Annotated in this window: 20 protein-coding genes; 7 read left to right on the top strand and 13 right to left on the bottom strand. The window is 64.0% G+C overall.

Annotated elements, in window-relative coordinates; genetic code table 11:
* Positions 1–73: 73 nt before the first annotated feature.
* From AB4Y31_RS13720 to AB4Y31_RS13700, 5 genes are all read right to left on the bottom strand, one after another.
* Positions 74–493: a hypothetical protein gene (locus AB4Y31_RS13720; protein ID WP_368674339.1), complete on the bottom strand. Its 420-nt coding sequence runs from the start codon at positions 491–493 to the stop codon at positions 74–76.
* A gap of 195 nt (positions 494–688) precedes the next feature.
* Positions 689–1,171 carry a cupin domain-containing protein gene (locus AB4Y31_RS13715; protein WP_018443035.1) on the bottom strand — a complete coding sequence of 161 codons (483 nt, stop codon included), beginning with the start codon at positions 1,169–1,171 and terminating at the stop codon, positions 689–691.
* Between the two features lie 98 nt (positions 1,172–1,269).
* Positions 1,270–2,595 carry an MFS transporter gene (locus tag AB4Y31_RS13710; protein WP_368674338.1) on the bottom strand — a complete coding sequence of 442 codons (1,326 nt, stop codon included), beginning with the start codon at positions 2,593–2,595 and terminating at the stop codon, positions 1,270–1,272.
* A gap of 52 nt (positions 2,596–2,647) precedes the next feature.
* Entirely contained in the window at positions 2,648–3,442 is a 795-nt protein-coding gene (locus AB4Y31_RS13705) for a citryl-CoA lyase (protein ID WP_018443037.1), read from the bottom strand.
* A gap of 25 nt (positions 3,443–3,467) precedes the next feature.
* Complete coding sequence (locus tag AB4Y31_RS13700; RefSeq protein ID WP_368674337.1) at positions 3,468–5,039, bottom strand: class I adenylate-forming enzyme family protein; 1,572 nt, start codon at positions 5,037–5,039, stop codon at positions 3,468–3,470.
* A gap of 250 nt (positions 5,040–5,289) precedes the next feature.
* Between AB4Y31_RS13700 and AB4Y31_RS13695 the strand changes: the two genes are divergently transcribed.
* Positions 5,290–6,105, top strand: coding sequence for an IclR family transcriptional regulator (locus tag AB4Y31_RS13695; RefSeq protein ID WP_368674336.1), 816 nt, complete (start codon positions 5,290–5,292; stop codon positions 6,103–6,105).
* Between the two features lie 76 nt (positions 6,106–6,181).
* Here the strand turns inward: AB4Y31_RS13695 and AB4Y31_RS13690 are convergent, their stop codons facing one another.
* The 4 genes from AB4Y31_RS13690 to AB4Y31_RS13675 form a co-directional block, all read right to left on the bottom strand.
* A complete protein-coding gene (locus AB4Y31_RS13690) occupies positions 6,182–6,712 on the bottom strand; it encodes a TIGR00645 family protein (protein WP_368674335.1) in 531 nt (176 codons plus the stop codon).
* A gap of 192 nt (positions 6,713–6,904) precedes the next feature.
* Positions 6,905–8,506, bottom strand: coding sequence for a SulP family inorganic anion transporter (locus tag AB4Y31_RS13685; RefSeq protein WP_368674334.1), 1,602 nt, complete (start codon positions 8,504–8,506; stop codon positions 6,905–6,907).
* 21 nt (positions 8,507–8,527) lie between these two features.
* Positions 8,528–9,190 (bottom strand): carbonic anhydrase, encoded by a 663-nt coding sequence (locus tag AB4Y31_RS13680; protein WP_368674333.1) that lies wholly within the window; start codon positions 9,188–9,190, stop codon positions 8,528–8,530.
* An 80-nt stretch (positions 9,191–9,270) separates the two neighbouring features.
* Positions 9,271–9,612, bottom strand: a complete 342-nt coding sequence (locus AB4Y31_RS13675) for a DUF4148 domain-containing protein (RefSeq protein WP_368674332.1) — start codon at positions 9,610–9,612, stop codon at positions 9,271–9,273.
* Between the two features lie 346 nt (positions 9,613–9,958).
* On the opposite strand from AB4Y31_RS13675, the gene AB4Y31_RS13670 reads away from it, so the two are divergent.
* From AB4Y31_RS13670 to AB4Y31_RS13655, 4 genes are all read left to right on the top strand, one after another.
* Positions 9,959–10,645 carry a heavy metal response regulator transcription factor gene (locus AB4Y31_RS13670; RefSeq protein ID WP_368674331.1) on the top strand — a complete coding sequence of 229 codons (687 nt, stop codon included), beginning with the start codon at positions 9,959–9,961 and terminating at the stop codon, positions 10,643–10,645.
* Positions 10,642–12,075, top strand: a complete 1,434-nt coding sequence (locus AB4Y31_RS13665; protein ID WP_368674330.1) for a heavy metal sensor histidine kinase — start codon at positions 10,642–10,644, stop codon at positions 12,073–12,075. The genes AB4Y31_RS13670 and AB4Y31_RS13665 overlap by 4 nt, the downstream gene beginning before the upstream one ends.
* A 68-nt stretch (positions 12,076–12,143) precedes the next feature.
* A complete protein-coding gene (locus AB4Y31_RS13660; protein ID WP_018443047.1) occupies positions 12,144–12,653 on the top strand; it encodes a YbhB/YbcL family Raf kinase inhibitor-like protein in 510 nt (169 codons plus the stop codon).
* Positions 12,654–12,688: 35 nt separating this feature from the next.
* Positions 12,689–14,053: an MFS transporter gene (locus tag AB4Y31_RS13655; protein WP_368674516.1), complete on the top strand. Its 1,365-nt coding sequence runs from the start codon at positions 12,689–12,691 to the stop codon at positions 14,051–14,053.
* Positions 14,054–14,137: 84 nt separating this feature from the next.
* Here AB4Y31_RS13655 and AB4Y31_RS13650 read toward each other — a convergent pair whose 3' ends face one another.
* Positions 14,138–14,521 carry a BON domain-containing protein gene (locus tag AB4Y31_RS13650; RefSeq protein ID WP_018443049.1) on the bottom strand — a complete coding sequence of 128 codons (384 nt, stop codon included), beginning with the start codon at positions 14,519–14,521 and terminating at the stop codon, positions 14,138–14,140.
* Between the two features lie 313 nt (positions 14,522–14,834).
* Between AB4Y31_RS13650 and AB4Y31_RS13645 the strand changes: the two genes are divergently transcribed.
* Positions 14,835–16,325, top strand: coding sequence for an RNA polymerase factor sigma-54 (locus AB4Y31_RS13645; RefSeq protein WP_368674329.1), 1,491 nt, complete (start codon positions 14,835–14,837; stop codon positions 16,323–16,325).
* Positions 16,326–16,437: 112 nt separating this feature from the next.
* Here the strand turns inward: AB4Y31_RS13645 and otsA are convergent, their stop codons facing one another.
* The 3 genes from otsA to AB4Y31_RS13630 form a co-directional block, all read right to left on the bottom strand.
* On the bottom strand, positions 16,438–17,859 hold the full coding sequence (otsA, locus tag AB4Y31_RS13640) for an alpha,alpha-trehalose-phosphate synthase (UDP-forming) (protein WP_368674328.1): 1,422 nt from the start codon (positions 17,857–17,859) through the stop codon (positions 16,438–16,440).
* A gap of 194 nt (positions 17,860–18,053) precedes the next feature.
* Positions 18,054–18,275, bottom strand: a complete 222-nt coding sequence (locus tag AB4Y31_RS13635) for a hypothetical protein (protein ID WP_107151870.1) — start codon at positions 18,273–18,275, stop codon at positions 18,054–18,056.
* A gap of 138 nt (positions 18,276–18,413) precedes the next feature.
* Positions 18,414–18,590, bottom strand: a complete 177-nt coding sequence (locus AB4Y31_RS13630; RefSeq protein WP_368674327.1) for a hypothetical protein — start codon at positions 18,588–18,590, stop codon at positions 18,414–18,416.
* Between the two features lies 1 nt (position 18,591).
* Here AB4Y31_RS13630 and AB4Y31_RS13625 point away from each other — a divergent pair, with 1 nt between their 5' ends.
* Complete coding sequence (locus AB4Y31_RS13625; protein ID WP_368674326.1) at positions 18,592–18,714, top strand: hypothetical protein; 123 nt, start codon at positions 18,592–18,594, stop codon at positions 18,712–18,714.
* Positions 18,715–18,762: the final 48 nt, after the last annotated feature.

The following is an 18,762-nucleotide window of genomic DNA, read 5'->3' as shown; positions in this document are numbered from 1 at the left end:
AGGCGGGCGATAGGATACCACTGGACTGACGAGCGAAATTAGCGCATCGAAAAGCCAGCAAAAATCCAAGCGCTCATTGGTTCGACGGCAGCGTTTGCTGGCCGTGCTGAAACGCTGAAATCACCGTTTGCATCAGCGCGAGGTTGGACGACTGGTTTGCGTGGTAGGCGGCCATGACCATCCCCGCTACCGAAACGATGATCGTCAATGTCGCCGCCCACAAGTTCGCCTTCAATGTCGAGGCGCTCTGAGCCGCCGAGGTCGCTTGCTCGGCGAGGTATTCGATTCGCTTGTCGCGCTCCGCGAGCCGCTTGTCCCGCTCCTCGAACATGAAGGTCAGCCGATCCTGGTGCTCGGCCAGCCGTAGGTCACGCTCATTGGCTCGAGCGATAAAAGCGGCGACCTGGCCCTCGATAATAGCGACCCTGGCATCCATCCGCGCCTCGATCGTCTCGAGGCGCGCATCAAGTTCTTCTCGTGAAAGCACGCTCATCAACCCGTATATCCGATATGACCAGCGGGGGTTCCTGCGAGCGACCCTCGGTCGCACAGCGACACACTCTACGATAGTCGCAATCGCATAGGTACGACCCGGGACATCGCTAGGACGAACGGAAGTTCGCTGCACCGGTGATAGCGGTCCCGCTGCGCCCGGCCAATGCCGATAGGCGCAGCCCCGCTTTCGCCCTTAGGCATCGCCAGGCCGCGGATGCCCTGGATCGACCCAGTACACAGCCTCGGGCGGCTCGACGGCTTTAATGTCGAGATTGACGACTACAGGTTCTTTGTCGCTGCGCACAATCACGCATTCGAGCGGCTCGCTCGGATCGGCATTGATCTCCTGATGCGGCACATAGGGCGGCACGTAGATGAAGTCGCCCGGCCCCGCCTCGGCGACGAATTCCAATTGCTCGCCCCAGCGCATGCGCGCTTTGCCGCGCACGACGTAGATGACGCTTTCGACATGCCCGTGGTGATGGGCACCGGTCTTCGCGCTCGGTTCGATCGTAACGGTCCCCGCCCAGATCTTCTCGGCGCCGACGCGCGCGTAATTGATCGCCGCGGCCCGGTTCATGCCGGGCGTCTGCGGAACGTTGGTATCCAGTTGATTGCCCGAGATGACGCGAACGCCATGTTCGCGCCAATCGTGCGAGGAAAGCGGTTGAGACATTGACAGCCTCCCGGTTTGGCAATTTGCAAGCGCAACCTCAAACCACCAGGATAGCCGCTGCCCGTGGCCAAATCGAGCCCGGATACGGTCACCCGCGGTTACGACTCCGCTGCCGCAACCGCGCCGCTCGCCCTCGCCCGGTATGCGAACGTCAGCGAGAGCAGCACCGCGGCGAGCAGGAACCCGGACAGGGCGAAAAACGAGCCGCCGTACCCGTGCGTCTCCTCCTTGAGCCAACCGACGATGTACGGTCCGAAGAAGCCGGACGAGTTGCCGATCGACAGGATCAGCCCGAACCCGCCGGCGGCCGCGCGCCCCGTCAGGAACGTCGACGGTACCGCCCAAAAGGTGGCGAGGAACCCGAACCCGCCGATCAGCGCGACGGTCAGGCCGACCATCACCCACTTCGGATCGGTGAGAACGCTGCTGGCAGCAAGCGCGGCCGCCCCGACGAGGCACGTGGCGACCACGTGCCCGACCCGCTTGCCGGTGCGATCCGAGCTGCGCGCCCAAAGCACCATACCCACCGCGCTGACGAAATTCGGTATCGCGCTGACGAAGCCCACAGCGACGGTATCGAGACCGAACGACTTCAGGATCTGCGGCATCCAGTAATAGACGCCATTGAGGCCGATCAACCCGGTGAGATAAGTGAGCGACAGCACGACGACACGAAAATCGGTCAGCGACTGCCCGAGCGTCATATGCCCGGCTCGTTCGATCTCCCCGCGCTCGATGCGCAGCTCGGACTCGATCCAGGCCTTCTCGCCGGCATCGAGCCAGCCCGCCTTCGAAGGCGAATCGATCAGCGTGCGCAAGCAAAGCGCGCCGAGACCCAGCGCCGGGATTCCTTCGAGCACGAATAGCCACTGCCAATGTTTCAAGCCCCCTACCCCGGCGAGCGACAAAATCGCGCCGGAGAGCGGCCCGCCGATCACGGCGGCGAGCGGAACGCCGAGCAGGAACGTCGCGATCGCCTTGGCGCGCCATCGGGACGGAAACCAATGGGCAAGGTAGATGAAGACCGCCGGCGAGAAGCCGCCCTCCGCAACCCCGAGAAGAAAGCGCGCGGCCATCAGCTCCGCGGGCGTGCGAGCGAACGCGCACACCATCGTCATGAATCCCCAGGCGATCATGATGCAGGCAAGCCATACTCGCGCGCCGAATCGCTGCAGCGCAAGGTTGCTGGGAATCTCCGAGATGCAGTAGCCGAAGAAGAACGCACCGACGATCCAGCCGAATCCCGTCGGCGTCACGCCAAGATCGCGGTTCATGGTGAGCGCGGCAAAGCTCACGTTGGTTCGGTCGATGTAATTGACGAGAAAGCAGAAACAAAGGAAGGGCAGGATGCGCCACGCGACCTTCGCCATCGTGCGCTGTTGGAACGCGTGGTCCGCGACGGTCTGCTCCGATATCGCGCTCATGAATCGTCTCCTCGCTTGTCGTATGTTGTCTGTCTTGCCGAGGCCGGCCGCGTCAGGCCGGGCCCGGTTCGCCCGAAACGAAAGGAATGGCGTCTTCCACCGTTTCCCAGATGAAGCGTCCCGAAGGAGATTGCCGCTCTTCGACCACGTGCGATACGAGGCCGGCCGCGCGCGAAATGACGGCGAATCCGCGCATGACCTCGGTGGCTACGCCGATTTCGCCGAGTAGTGCGGCAACGGCACCCGTCGCGTTGATCGTGATGGGCCGCCCAAAGGTGGCGTCGATCTCGCGCGAAAGCAGCATCAGCGTCTCGATATGCGTTCCCGCGAGTTCGGGCTCCGCACGAGCAAGATCGAGCAGCTTGTAGGCGCGCGGATCGACAGGCTTGTGCAAGTGATGGCCGAATCCCGGAATGGCCTTGCGAGCTTGCACATACTCGCGCGCGATCGCCGACGCTTCGGCTCGCGCGTCATCCGAATCGCGGATCCGGTCGATGAGGCGCGAACAGTTCTCCATCGTCCCGACGAACTGGCTGCCGACCGCCAGCAACCCTGCCGCCACGGCACCCTGGAGATTCTCCGGGGCGCTCATGTAGACGAGGCGTGTCGAGATGGAGCTCGGCGTAAGTCCATGCTCCATCAGCACGACGAGCGCCATGTCGGCGATCCGCACATCCACGGGACGGATGGGGCGGCCGAGAATTTGTCGCAACAGGACCTCGGTGAAAGTCTGCTTCCCGATCAACTCTTCAACGAGATCGGCTTCGCCGTACTTGAGCGAAGTCAGCGTATGCGTGCAAAGCCGCGTCACGGGCCCTTTACGTTCGGTCTTGAGTTCAGGCTTCATAGGTTTTGTGAGACCTCACATATCTTCAAGCTTTCTCATTGACGGGGTGGCCGCCGGACAGCACTTGGTCCCGCACCGCGTTCTTCGCCACCTTGCCCACGGAGGACCGCGGCAAATCGTCGAAAAAGTGAATGCGCTTCGGTGTATGAACGGCACCGAGCTTTTCTCGCACGAACGAAGTCAGCTCGGCTTCGGTGGCGGACCGGCCGGGCCGCAACTGGACGGCGGCCTGGACGGCTTCGCCCCAGACGTCGTCCGGCACGCCGAACACCGTGCACTCGAACACGCTCGGATGCTGACCTAGCGCGTTTTCGACGTCGATCGGATAAACGTTGAAACCGCCTGTGATGATCACGTCGCGAATTCTATCTTTCAGATATAGGAAACCCGCTTCGTCGAGATACCCGCGATCGCCCGTGTGCAGCCAGCCGTCGATCAACGTTTCAGCGGTCTTCTCGGGCAGTCTCCAATATCCGGTCATCAGCAAGTCGCCGCGCGCGACGACCTCGCCGATTTCGCCCGGCGGCAAGCGCTTGCCGTCGGCCGACATGATCGCCACCTCGGAGAACCAGGTCGCCGCGCCGACGGACGACCAGCGCGCCGGATCGGCGAAATCTTCGGGACGCATCGCCGTGAGTATCTGAGGCGCTTCGGTCTGGCCATAATGCGTCGCGAGGACGGGGCCGAAAAACGCGCGCGCCTCGCGGATCTTTTCCGCGGGCATCGGCGCGCCGCCGTAGATCAGCAATCGCAGATGAGGAAAGTCGTGGCGTGAAACGCCCGATAAGCCCATCAGCTTGTAGATCAACGTCGGCGGCATGAAAGAAACCGTGCCGCCGCCATCGCGGAACGCCTCGCGAACGCCGGGCGCACCCGCTTCTGACGGAATGATGAGACACCCGCCCTGCGCGAGAATCGGGAGAACGTACGTCGACGTGCCATGCGTAATCGGCGCCGCAACGACGTAACGATCATGCTCGGTCAGGCGCCACGTCTGGATCTGGTTGGCCACATTGGCCATCCAGGCACGATACGGCTGCATCACGCCCTTGGGAATGCCGGTCGTGCCGCCCGTGAACTTGATGGCCTGCGTCGCACTGTCGCGCAATAGATCGAAGGTGCGCGGCGCCGCTCCGTCATGCGCCGCGATGAGCCTGCTCAACGATACGCGCGGCCCGAGCGGCGACGCGCCTGCCCCCGCGTCTTCGCCGGGCTCTTGCTGCCGCTCGTCGCAGTAGATCCGATATCCGGCTGCGCCCGCGACCAGATGCTCGGATGCCGCATCCGTCACGACGATGGTCGGCTCCGTGATATCGAGGATTCGGCGAATCTCCGGTTGCGTGCTGCGCGGATTGAGCGGCACCCACACCTTGCCGCTCGCAAGCGTCGCAAGCAGCGCGACGAGGTGCGCCTTGCCGTTGCCTGCGCAGATCCCGACGCGGCTTTGCGGTGCCGGATCGATGGTCTGATAGGCCACGGCGAGCGCGGCGACAGCGTGACCGAGATCGCGGTAGCGAACGGCGCCGTCAGGTGCGTCAATCGCGGTCCGGTCCGGCCAGCGGCGCACGGCGCGCCAGAAAAAATCAATCGGATACATGCACGAAATCCCAGAGATGCACGCGGTGAACGTGCACATAGCCCCTGCCATCGACGGCGTTCCTCCGGTCGGCCGTCCCGCCTTCGACAGCGGCAATTCTCCGGGCGCGCTTCGGTGACGGGAAATCGAATCGTCCGTCAAGCGGACGTTTTGGGGGCATGACATCCGATTCGCCGACTAGTGTTTTCCCTGCTTGTGACTCCATTCGGCATCTGCAAAGGTGGGCCGCCATTTCACGACGACTTCTCTCATGCAATCGAGCGCTGCCGATTCAACCGTTCGCCTGACGGGCGTTTTCGACGACAACAAAAGCGGGGGGTTGCGCGCGCTCCGTCGCGGCCTCGACGTACTCGCCGCCATCATCGAAGCCGGTAGCGCGGGGCTGCGCGTGGCCGAGATAGGGCGCCGCTGCCAATTGGAGCGGGCAACGGTTTATCGGATCCTGGAGACGCTCGTCGAGGCGGACTACGTCGAAATCAGCGGACGCTATCGATATGTGGCGGGAGAAGCCGTGCGCCGGTGGCGCGCCGACAATGTCCTCACGCAATCGATCATTGCAAAACGGCTCGAGCCCGTGCTCGAGCACGTCAGCGTCGAGAGCGGAGACGCCGCATTCGCCGTGGTGCGCGAAGGACGGATGTCGTCATGCATCGCGCGCCGGATCGGGAGCTACCCGGTGCAAATCCTCGCCGTGGACGTCGGGACACGCCAGCCGCTCGGCGTCGGCGCCGCGGGCCTTGCGTTGCTCGCCGCATTGCCCGATGACGAGGCGCAAGCGGTCATCATCCAGCATGGCGACGCCCTGTCGAGCTACGGCGGGCTCAACAGCGAGACGTTGCGTCTGCTCGTCAAGGCAGCGCGTGAGCGCGGCTGGTCCGTGATAGGCAATCATGCGGCCAAGGGCGCGCTCGGCGTGGGCGTCGCGGTGTGCGACCGTCGGGACTATCCGATCGCAGCGATCAGCGTTGCGGCGCCTACCGAGCGAATGTCGCGCCAAAGGCAGGCATTCATCGTCGATGCCATTCGATCCGCGCTTCGGTCATCGGCCATCGAAAAGCAAGACTGAACCGAAACGCCACCGACGCCAGCTTCCTCGCTGCCCGCACTCGCAGGCGAGCTTCTATCGTCGCCGAACGGCGCAATCAGTGTTTCTCCGCCTGCGCGGCCACCCAGTCCATCAAGGCGAAAAGAAGCCCAGACACCACGAACGTCACATGCAAGATCACGAGCCAGCGGATGCGCGCTTCGTCCAACACGGCACCGGGCTCCGTCAGTTTCATGAACGCGCGCAGCAGCGAGATCGCCGAAATCGCGACGATCGAGCCGATCAGCTTCATCTTGAGGCCCGAGAAATCGAGCGTGCCCATCCAATCGGGGCGATCCTCGCTCGTTCCCGTATCGATCTTGGAGACGAAGTTCTCGTAGCCGGAGAACATCACGATCACGACGAGGTTGCCCGCCAATGAAAGGTCGATGAGCGTCAAGACCGCGAGAATGATTTCTTCCGGGCTCGCCGAAAGAAGATTCGGCAGGACGTGGGCGAGATCGCCGACGAACGCCACGAGCAGCATCACGAGCGACAGCACGAGGCCGACATAAAACGGCGCCAGCAGCCAGCGCGATTTGAACAGAATGCGTTCCAGCACGATTTCGAGGGCTTTTCTTTGATGCATGTTATGCGGCTCATTCCGGTTGCGTTGGCGAGAGTTTATCCGCTTCAACCGGGTCCGTCGTACAGCTTCTGAGGGTGCCGCGCCTCCGCAAAGAAAAACCACCGTTCCGCCACGAGCCCACATATGGGACGATGAACGCCGCGACGAGCGCACTGGCCGCCGCGTGCGCGGCCAGTTCCGCCCAGATTTGAATTATTCGAGAGCCCGACGATCGAAAGCGCGGTTGCCGCGCGGCGACGGCCTTCCCCATTCGCCATGCTCATTGCGCGCGAGCTCGGCCGGCGCGCGTGCGGCCGCGTCGCGCCACTGCACTTTGATCCCTCGTTCGGCGGAGCGGCGCGCGAATTCGCCGATGTACTCGCGAATGTCGGCGTCGAGCGTGTCGGCACGCGAAGCGTCGACCACGAGCGTCGAGCCGTCCGGGAGCGCGCCGAGCCTGTCCTTCAGGCCCGCCTTGATGAAGCACGAAGGGTCCTTGCGAAACTGCAGGACGAACTCGCCCGCTCGTGTATCAATAAGGAATGCCTGCTTGAGCGTGGACCGAAACGCAAGGAAGGCACTGCAGGCCACCCCGATGGCGACACCGATCAGCAAGTCGGTGGCCATCACGCCGGCAATGGTGGCGATGAACGGCACGAATCGATCCACGCCGCTCTTGGCCGTCTCGACCCAGACCGAAGGCTTGGCCAGCTTGGCGCCCGTCGCGATCAGGATGGCGGCGAGACATGCGAGCGGAATCAAGTTCAGAACCGAAGTCAATGCGAACAGGCTGGCGAGAATCAGCACGCCGTGAACGAATGCCGACGCCCGGGTTTGAGCGCCCGCATGCAGATTGGCCGTGCTGCGGACGATGACCGCCGTGATCGGCAGTGCGCCGAGCATGCCCGCCAACATGTTGCCGACGCCTTGCGCCCGCAGCTCGCGGTCCTGCGACGCCGAGCGCCGCATGGGATCCATCTGCTCGATGGCCTGGAGGCTCAGCAACGTCTCCACGCTCGCCACGATCGCGAGCGTGCCCGCGAGTCGCCATACCTCGACACTCGTCAACGCCGAGAAATCCGGCAATGTGACCCATTGCGCCAATGCCGCCAAGGAATCGATCGGCGCGAGATTCACGCGCTGGTCGGCGGGCAGCGCGAGTTGCGGCAACCACGCATCGATTGCCACCGTGGCGAAGATGCCGAGCACAACGACGACGAGCGGCGCCGGGACTGAGCGGAGCAACGCGCTGCGGCGGACCCACTTCGTGTCCCATGCCCAGAGAACGGCGAACGAGAGAAGCGCCAGTGCGCAGGCGACGAGCGACACGGAGCCGAATGGGGTATCCAGCCGTGCATCGGTGCCGCCGCCCATGGGATTTGCATCGGCGTCGAACCAGCCGAACGCAACGGGGAACTGCTTGACGATCAGCAACAGGCCGATGGCTGCGAGCATACCCTTGATCACCGTCGACGGGATGCAAGACGCGAAACGGCCTAATCCCAACGCGCCGAAACAGAATTGCGCCACGCCGGCCACGAAAACAGCGCTCAAGAAGGCGGAAAAACCGCCGACATTGGCCAGGCCCTCGACCACGATCGCGATCAATCCGGCGGCCGGCCCGCTGACACTCAGGCGGGATCCGCTCAGAAGCGCGACAACGAGGCCGCCGATCACGCCTGCGAGAAGACCGGCGATGGCGTTGACGCCCGATGCCTGTGCAATACCGAGGCAAAGAGGCAGCGCAACGAGAAATACCGCGACGCCCGCGCAGCAATCGCGCGGCAGCGTCGCCATGAACTTGGCATTCGTCATCGTAGGAACCCGTGGAAGCGATCAGATCGTCCACACGGACGTCGTCTCGCGATGATCATTGGCAGCCGGCCTTTGGGCATTGATCCCGAGCGACGAATCGCCGGACGATGCGAGCCTGCGGATGAGCCCGCTCCGGATATCGAAGATCCAGGCGTGCACGCGGGGCCGCGATACCGCGTCGCGCACGAGCGGCATCTGGTTGAGCGTCCTCGCCTGTTCGACGGCATTCAGCTCGGCCAACCAGTTCGCCCGCTCCTCGATGCTTGGAATCGCCGCGAGCACCTCTCGCTCGCGCCGAACGAGCTCACGCAGCGCGACGATCCGCCGCTCGACGTGCGGCATCCCACCGGTCGTACCTTCGAGCGCGGCTCGAATACCGCCGCAGCCACAATGCCCGCAAACGACGATATCGCTGACCTCGAGGACGCGGACGGCGTACTCGAGCACGCTCATCGAATTGTCGTCGTGAGGCAAAAAAAGATTCGCCACGTTGCGATGCACGAAAAGGTCGCCCGGCGCCGCGCCCGTCACGATCTCCGCGGGCACCCGGCTGTCGGAGCAGCCGATCCAGAGAATCGCGGGCCGCTGCCCTTGCCGCATGCGGCCGAAGAGTGCGGGGTCGCGACGGGCCGTCTCGTGCGCCCATGTCTTGTTCCGCGAGAGCATTTGTTCAGCAAAGTCCATATTTATCCCTTACCGAAGAGGCTTACGTTTGCGATGAAATGCGAGCGGCAGGCCCCCTGACGGGGCTGCCAAGCGCGCTGCTATGAACCGAAAAACGGTTCGCAGAAAAAGGCGGGACCCTGGCAGGCTGGCGCCGCATGCACGGCCCGCGCAGGTGCACCCGACGCCTCGGCACCCGCTGCCGGCGACGGCCCCTTCGCATCGGCGACGAGCGCCTCGTCGGCCCGTTTGGCCGCTTGGGGAGCGTAGATCCGCGATACGTCCGGGTACGACGTGTTCGTGATATATCGCAGGCCGTTGCGTTGGGCTTCGATGAGCTCCTCGTAGACCTGAGCGCGCGTTTTCCCCGTCATGTTCTCGGCGTACGCGGGTGCAGCCACAGCCGCCGCGAGAAGCGCTGCAACGAGTAGTCGGGTTTTCATATTCACTCCTTTATCAGGGACATCGCGATTGCGACGTCGATGGGAGCAATTGTCTCGATTCGGTGGATCGTCGACATGACGAGAAGATGACGTTTCTCGCATGAAATTCTCGTCATCTTTCACAATTTGAGATGCACGTCTTCTCGCGACGCTCAACGCGAATTTTCTGAATTGTCCGCGGCAGGCCCGTCGGGCGCCTCGATCCTGCGTCACATGGCAATCTTCTGCAACATTCGCCCGGAACTATTGAGATAAATCGATGTCCCTGATTTCTTCTATTTCAGTTATCGTTATATCGAGCAACTGTCCCCAATAAAGATATTGAAGGAATTGAGGGAAAATCGAAATGAAAATCCTGATAGTCGAGGATGAAGGGAAGACAAGAACGTATCTGGGACAGGGCTTGACCGAGGCAGGATTCGTATGCGATTGCGTGGCTGACGGCGTCACCGGGCTCCATCAGCTGCAAACCGAGGAGTACGACCTCGCGATTCTCGACATCATGTTGCCGGGCAAGGACGGCTGGAGCATCGTGCAGGAGTTGCGCAAGACGCATCGTACGCCCGTGCTGTTCCTATCGGCACGCGATGACGTCGACGATCGCGTGAAAGGCTTCGACGTGGGCGGCGACGACTATCTGGCCAAACCGTTCGATTTCATCGAGTTGCTCGCTCGAGTGCGTTCGCTTTTGCGCCGCGGCCAAGGGCGCGAAGAGTCCGTGCTCAGCGTGGGCGACCTTGAGCTCGACCTCGTTCGGCGCAAGGCGAGGCGCCAGGGCAATACGATTCTGCTCACCGCCAAGGAGTTCTCCCTGCTCTGGCTCTTGATGCGGCGCGAGGGCGAGATTCTGTCCCGTTCGCTGATCGCCTCCCAGGTATGGGACATCAATTTCAGCAGCGACACGAACATCGTCGACGCCGCCATTCGCCGAGTCCGCGCGAAGGTGGACGATCCCTTCGTGCCGAAGCTGATTCACACCGTACGCGGCATGGGCTATGTCCTCGAGAAGCGCGAGCGCGCGCCGTCGCAATGAGATGGCGGTGGCCGAATACGATGCGGGCGCGGCTCGCCGTGCTGTTCGCGCTGTCCACCTCGATCATCCTCGCGGTAAGCGGGACCTTGCTTTATAGAGCGCTCGTCACTTCCACGGCCCACTCGCTGGCGCATGAGATGCAGGCAAGCGTTCGCAGCACGACCGCGCACGTCACCGCGGCCCGTGATTGGGACGAGTTGCGCAGCGGCGGCGTGACCGCGCATGCCGCGCCCGATGACCACGAGAATCTCGATTTCGCGATACTCGACGGTAAGGGTAATGTCGTCGTCAAAAGCGACGGCTTCAGCGGCGCCGACGAAATCGGTCGAGTACGCGCCGGCGCGACGCCCACCTGGATCGACGATCCGCGTCGGGCGGTGCGGTACCTCGTCGCCACCGCGCATCTCGACGACGACGTTTCAAGCGACGCACGCATCGTCGTGCAAGGCAGCTATCGCAGCACGCGCGCGTTCTTGCGCCTTTGCGCCATTTGCATCGCCTTGGCGACGTTCTGCGGCGCCCTCGTCGCGGCAGTGGTGGCGCACAGGATCGCGGCGTTCGCGCTGCAGCCGCTCGCCGAGCTTGCGGCATGCGCCGACGAGATTTCGACGAGCCGGCTCGCGCATCCTCTGCCGGATCGATTCATGACCGGAGAGCTGCGCGAACTGAGCCTGGCGTTCAACCGAATGCTCGCTCGCCTCGGCGAATCGTTCACACGTCTCACGCAGTTTTCCGCCGACCTTGCCCACGATATCCGCACGCCGCTCACGAATCTGCTCGCGCAAGCGCAGGTTGCGCTCGTGCAGCCTCGATCGAACGAGCAATATCGCGCGATCATCGAATCGAGCATCGAAGAATTGCAGCGCCTCTCGCGCATGGTCGACGACATGCTGTTCCTGGCTCGCATCGACGCCCGTCAACGGACGGCGCGGCTGCGGCGCGTCGATGGCGCGGGCGAAGCGTTGCGCGTCGCGCGTTATTACGAATCGATCGCCGAAGATCGGGATATCGCGATCAGCGTCGAAGGGCAGTGCATTTTCGATGGAGAGCCGCTGCTCGTGCAGCGCGCGATCGGCAATCTCCTCTCGAATGCGTGCGTGCATGCGCCGGCCGGCTCGACCGTGACGATCGAATGCGCCAACCGCGGCGACTTTGCCGTCATCCGCGTAGTCGATACGGGGCCCGGCATCGCCGCCGAGCATTTGACACGCATCTTCGATCGCTTCTACCGCCCCGATCCGGCGCGCCAGAATTCCGCCTCGGGCACGGGCCTGGGACTTGCGATCGTCAAGTCGATCATGGACGAGCACGGCGGGGAATGCGAGGTGACGAGCGTACCGGGCGTGCGAACGGCGTTCTCTCTGCGCTTTCCCCGCAACGGCCGGGTGGTGCCGGACGATCGGCTGCCGGCGCGGGAAGCGCCGCGGTGATACACTCGCCTCGCCCGCCGCCTCGCGGCCGCGCTCAAGATCGAATCGTTTCCCTCAGGAGGCTTCCGATGGCTGATTTCAGAATCTGGTCCGACGACTTCCCGAATAACGGCTTCATGCCGAAAGCGCAGGAATTTGCCGACAAGCTGTTCGGCGTGGATGGCAGCGGCGGCAACGCATCGCCCGCGCTGCAATGGGAAGCGCCCCCCGAGGACGCGCAGAGCCTCGCGCTCACGGTCTACGATCCCGACGCGCCGACAGGCAGCGGCTTCTGGCATTGGGTCGTCGTCAACCTTTCCCCGCAATTGCGCTCGCTGCCGCAAGGCGCCGGCAAGGCCGACGGCTCCCTCCTGCCAGCCGGCGCGATACAGGTCCGCAACGACTACGGCACGCCCGGCTTCGGCGGCGCCGCGCCGCCACGCGGCGACAAGCCGCACCGCTATATCTTCCGTGTGCACGCGCTGAAGGCGGAACATCTGCCGATCACGCCCGACACGACGAACGCGGTCGCGCGCTTCATGATCCACCTCAACGAAATCGACTCGGCGACCTACACCGGCCTATACGAGCTGAAGTGACACGCATTGCGCAAGCGTCATCGGCCCCACCGACGATGGAACCGGAAGAGGGCCTCCCCCTTCCCCAACGCTACTGGGCCATCGTCGTCATCGCGCTCGGCATCACCCTCGCCGTGCTCGATAGCGCCATCGCCAACGTTGCGCTGCCGACCATCGCGCGCGAACTGCGCGCGAGCGCTTCCGCATCCGTCTGGGTCGTCAACGCTTACCAACTGTCGATCACGATCTCGCTGTTGCCGCTGGCGTCGCTCGGGGATCGCATCGGCTACCGACGCGTCTACACGGCGGGCGTGATTGTCTTTACGATCGCCTCGCTGGGCTGCTCGCTGTCGACGTCGCTCGCCGCGCTCGCCGCGACACGCGTCGTGCAAGGCTTCGGTGCGGCCGGCATCATGAGCGTCAATACAGCGCTCGTACGCGCGATCTACCCGCGCAATATGCTCGGGCGCGGGGTCGCGATCAACGCCATGGTCGTCGCCGTGTCCTCCGCGGTCGGGCCGACCGTCGCTTCGGCCGTCCTCTCGGTCGCTTCGTGGCCATGGCTTTTCGCCATCAACGTCCCGATCGGCATCGTCGCCGCCGCGGTCTCCGTAAAGGCGCTACCGCGCAACATCGGCCACGACAGACCGTACGACTACATCAGCGCGGTCATGAACGCATTCGTGTTCGGCCTGCTCATCGTGACGATCGACGGTCTCGGCCACGGCGAAGCGCATCGCTGGACGGCCGCGCAGTTCATCGCGATCGTCGTCGTGGGATATTTCTTCGTGCGTCGCCAATTGAGCCAAAAGGCGCCGCTGCTGCCTGTCGATCTGCTGAAGATTCCGGTTTTCGGGCTCTCGGTCGCGACCTCGGTCTGCTCGTTCACCGCGCAAATGCTGGCGTTCGTCTCGCTGCCGTTCCTGTTTCAGAACACGCTCGGGCTCAGCCAGGTCGAGACCGGTCTGCTGATCACGCCGTGGCCGTGCGCGATCGTCTTCGCCGCGCCTATCGCCGGCACCCTTTCCGATCGCTTCTCTGCCGGGATACTGGGCGGCATTGGGCTCGTCGTTCTCACGATCGGCCTCGTGCTGCTCGCGACGCTCGGCCCTCATCCGAGCGCCTTCGACATCGCGTGGCGCATGGCGGTATGCGGCGTTGGGTTCGGCACGTTCCAGTCGCCCAACAATCGGCAAATGCTGTCTTCGGCGCCGCGCGAACGCAGCGGCGGCGCGAGCGGCATGCTCGGCACCGCCCGTCTGACCGGCCAAACACTCGGCGCGGCGCTCGTCGCGCTCATCTTCGGCATTGCGCCGACCGGCGGTCCGACGATCTCGCTCGAACTCGCCGCCGCGTTCTCAGCATTGGCATCAGGCGTCAGCCTCATGCGCTTGAGGCAGCCGCGGCGTGCGGCGGCCTGAGCGACGATCGCCCCCCGCGCGCACTCAATCGCGGCAACGCCCCGAGGCGAGCGCTGGCCCGCCAAATCGATTACCGCCGCTGGCTTATTCGCTGGATCCCGCTTCGATGACTTTCAGGCGGTTATGGACCGATTGAACGCCGGAGATGCCTCGCACGATCTCCTGCGCGCGTTGCTTGTCGGCCGCGCGCGGCACCGATCCCGTCAGCCAGACGACGCCATGGCGCGTCTTCACGTGGACGCGCGAAGCGTGGACATCCTTCGCGCCGATGAGTTCGGCCTTGGCCTTGGCCGTAATCGCGCCGTCACTGATGTGCTGGCCGAGCGACTCCGACGAGGCCGACGTTCCATTCGAGGCTGAATCCGTCCGTTGGGACGATGCGCCGCTCGTCGTCTGCGCGCTCGCGCCGACGGCAAAGAGGACGGAGGCGACGATGGACGCGATTTTCAATGACTGAAGCGCTTTCACAGTGACTCCTGCTCAATGATTGAAAGGACTGTCGGGCCCGCCGATCCACGCGCGAACTTGGCGCGCGCCGTCGTACCCTCCTTTTCTTCCGCAAGCCTCGTGCCGAAAATGGCCGCCACGGTGATGAGAGTGGAGCGCGTTTTCAATGCAACTGGGGGATTCCATAGCGAACGCGGCGCGTTTTTTGCACGGCGGATGTAAAAGCTGCTGAGCAAATGCCTCATTGCCAACGCCCGTGGCGCAGTGAGCGTATGAAGCGCTGCATGGTATGTCCGTTGCTTGAGTGGGAGCACCCATTCGCGAGGACATCGATATGCCGCCTACTCTTGAACTGCGCAGCAAACAACACGTCGCGTTGACCCCGCGCCTGCAACAATCGGTACGGCTGCTGCAGTTGTCGTCTCTGGAGTTTCAGCGCGAACTGCGTCAGGCACTCGACAGCAATCCGTTCCTCGAATACGACGAGCCGCAAAGCGAAGATACGGAGCCGCCAACGAACGGCGTGCTTCCCGGTCACGGCGCCGATGAAACGCACGTCGTCAGCGATACGCCCGCGCCGACCGAGGCAGTCGACGGCTTCGATGGGCTCGCGGGCGCCGAGACGGCGGCCGCCGCGCCGGTCGATGAGGCGGCCGGCGAATTCGCGCAGGACTGGTCGATGCGCGCGGCCTCGCGCCATAACAGCGATGCCGACGACGTGGATCCCGGTGCATGGGCGCGCGCTCAGCCGACGATGCACGAGCATCTGCACAACTTACTTCACCTCTACCCGCTCAACGAGCGCGACCGTGCCGCGGCGCAAGTCGTCATCGAAGCATTGGACGACGACGGCTATCTGCGCGATTCGCTCGCGGATCTGGCCGAGGCCTTCGAAGCCGACCCGCCGTTGACCGAAGAGGAGCTGCGCGTCGCACTGCGCCTCGTGCAAACGCTCGACAGACCCGGTGTCGGAGCACGTTCGTTGTCCGAGTGTCTGAGCCTCGAGCTCGACGCGCTGCCGGAAGATACGCCGGGCCGCGCCGTCGCCCGCGAAATCGTGCAGCATCACCTCGAAAAGCTCGCACGGCGCGAACACGCCGAGTTGCAAAAGCAGATCGGCTGCTCGGCCGAAGCGTTGCGCACCGCCTGCGCCCTCGTGCGACGACTCGACCCGAAGCCGGGCGAATACTACGGACGCACCGACGACAACTACGTTATTCCCGACGTCATCGTGCGCAAGGTGAAGAACCGTTGGGTCGCGACGATCAATCCCGCAGTGCTCCCGCGCGCGCGCATTCACCGCGTCTATGCGGAGCTTTTCGCCCAATCGGGCGGCAACGGCACGCCGCTCGCGCAACAGCTGCAGGAAGCACGCTGGCTGTTGCGCAATGCCGAGCAGCGCTTTACGACGATCCAGCGCGTGGCGCAATGCATCGTCTCGTACCAGAAAGCGTTTTTCGAGTACGGCGAAATCGCGCTGAAGCCGCTCGTGCTCAGCAAACTGGCCGAAGAGCTCGGGCTTCACGAGTCGACGGTCTCACGGGCCTCGAGCAACAAGTACATGGCCACGCCGCGCGGCATCTTCGAGTTCCGCCATTTCTTCCCGCGCGAGCTCGCAACCGAGACGGGCGGCCGGTGCTCGGCCGCCGCGGTCCGCGCGCTGATCAAGGAGATGATCGAGCAGGAGGATCCGCGCAATCCGCTGTCCGACGTCACGCTCGCTCGTCTGCTCACGCAGGAGGGCATGATCGTCGCGCGCCGCACGGTGGCGAAGTACCGCAATCTGTTGAAGCTTCCGCCCGCTCAACTGCGCAAGCAGGGATAGCGTCTCGCCTTGGTATGCGCCCCCCGAAAAGGGGCGCTGCCCAAGGAGACTTCTCCTTCTTCTTCGGAAGCCGTCGGAAAGCCGGCCGCGAGCCGGCAACGTTGCAACGATGTCAGGCCGCGAAATCGGCCAGCTTCACCGCCTTGCGTGTCACCGATGCGGCAGTGGCCACATGCCGCAAGTCATCGAGGAAGGCATCGCGCCACGTCGACAGATCGCTCGCCCGCAAGCGCGCCATCATGTCCGAATGGCGCGCCTTGCGTTCGCTGAGCGGCATCGACAATGCACTGGCCAGCGCGTCCGCCATTTGCGAGAGGTCGAACGGATTGACGACGAGCGCGCCCGGCATCTGCTCCGCGGCACCCGCGAACTGAGACAACACGAGCACGCCTGGGTCTTCCGCATTCTGCGCCGCGACGTATTCCTTCGCGACGAGATTCATGCCGTCGCGCAATGGCGTCACGTAGCCGACTTGCGAAAGCCTGAAGAGCGCCATCAGCACATTGCGCTCGTACTTGCGGTTCAGATACTGGATCGGCGTCCAATCGAGCTGAGCGAAACGCCCGTTGATGCGCCCCGCCTCGCCTTCGAGCGCCTGCCGGATACGCTGATACGTCTGCACGTCGGAGCGGGTCGGCGGCGCGATCTGAACGAGCGATACTTTTCCCTGCCACTCGGGCGCATCGGTCAACAGTTGCTCGAACGCCTGGAATCGCTCGACGAGCCCCTTCGAATAATCGAGCCTGTCGACGCTCATGATGATGCGCCGGCCTCGCATCGCGTCGCGCAATTCGGCGACGGCCTTGCGATCGGAAAGCTGCTCGGCCGCTTTCGCGATGGCATCGGGATAGATCCCGATCGGATAGGTGCCGACTTTCAGCACGCGGCCGAACGCCTGCATCACCCCCTCTTCGGTCGAAACGCCAAAATGGCCGCGCTCGATGTAATCGACGAACGATTGCCGGTCCGAGTGAGTTTGAAACCCGACGACGTCATAGCTGCACATCGCCTTGACGAGCTCTTCGTGCGGCGGCACCGTGCGCAGCACTTCGCCGACCGGAAACGGCGTGTGGAGGAAAAACCCGATCGGGTTCGTCACGTTGAGATCGCGCAGCGCTCGAGCAAAAGGCAGCAGATGATAGTCGTGCACCCAGATTACGTCGTCAGGCTTGATGAGCGTGGAGAGCTGCTTGGCCAGCATGGCATTGACGCGCACGTAGCCCGCGTACTCCCGTCTGTCGTAGCGCGAGAGATCCGTGCGGTAGTGGAACGTGGGCCAGAGCGTCGCGTTCGAGAATCCTCGGTAGTACTGATCGTAGTCGCGCCTCGTCAGGCCGACGGTGGCGTAGGTGACGGTACCCTGCTGGTCGATCGACGGCGCACCACCATGCCCCACGATTTCGCCGCTCCATCCGAACCAAAGCCCCCCGGTCTCCTTCAATGCGTCCAGTACACCAATGGCAAGCCCGCCGGCGGCGGGCGATCCTTCTTGCGTCGGCGCGACGCGGTTGGAGACGACGATAAGTCTACTCATTGCGGCTTCACCTCTCGGGTTGCTGACTCGCATGGCGACGACGATCGCCGCTCGGTTGGTCGTGTGCAAGCAGCATGCCCCGATGCGCAACCGCAACGCGGCGGCGCCCCCGCTCTCCGACCGGCGAGCGGAAAGAAGCCAACGCGCGCCGACGGGCGAGCGCCGGGCGAACGTGCAACAAGCTTCCGGCGCGCTCAGGCGTCCTGCTCGGCGCCTAAATCGCGCTGATAATCGAGCCCTTCAGGGCGTGCGCCGCCTTGGTTGTAGGTCCCGTCGGGCGGCGCATTGGGCGCGACGCGATTTTGCGCGGAAGGATCGTGTGGCGGCTGCGAAGGCGACGCGGCCGTCGTGTCCGCGTGCTTTGCTGCACGCTTGGATGCGTGGCGCGGAGAGCGCCGCAACGCTGGATGTCTCATCGAATGCCTCCTTTGGGAAGGCGGGCCCGAATTGGGTGCATCAAATTAGAAGTCTAGAACGCGGAAATCGGTTTCGCGCGGTAACAAGTGCGTCAGATTTGTAACTCATACAGAGGCCCATCCCCGAATTTGCCGCCTTCACTGCGGAATGTCTGGAGAATTGGGCGGCGGATCGCCGATCGGCGGATGCGGCGGCCCCGGGGGCTCACGCTCGGGCTCGGGATGCGGCCCCGGCGGTTCCTTCGTCGGTGGAGGCCCGGGTGGGTCGGGCTCGGGCGTATGCGCGCGCAACGGCTCGCTCCTGGATGCTGACATCGTGAACATTCCCCTTGGCGTGTCGCGCGTCGCGCGGCCAACGCTCACCGTCGGCGCACTCGTCGCGCGCGGCGGCAACTCCGCCGTTCGTTACGTTGACGATGCGAGCAATCGGTTTGCCTAGTGCTGGGGTACTCAGCAGACGGTACGGCAGCGCCGCGAGCGTGCGAGC

Origin of the sequence: Trinickia sp. EG282A, from assembly GCF_040965455.1 — a bacterium.
Lineage (GTDB): Bacteria > Pseudomonadota > Gammaproteobacteria > Burkholderiales > Burkholderiaceae > Trinickia > Trinickia symbiotica.
Note: the sequence above shows the minus strand (reverse complement) of the source record. Positions and strands in the feature narration are given on the sequence as shown.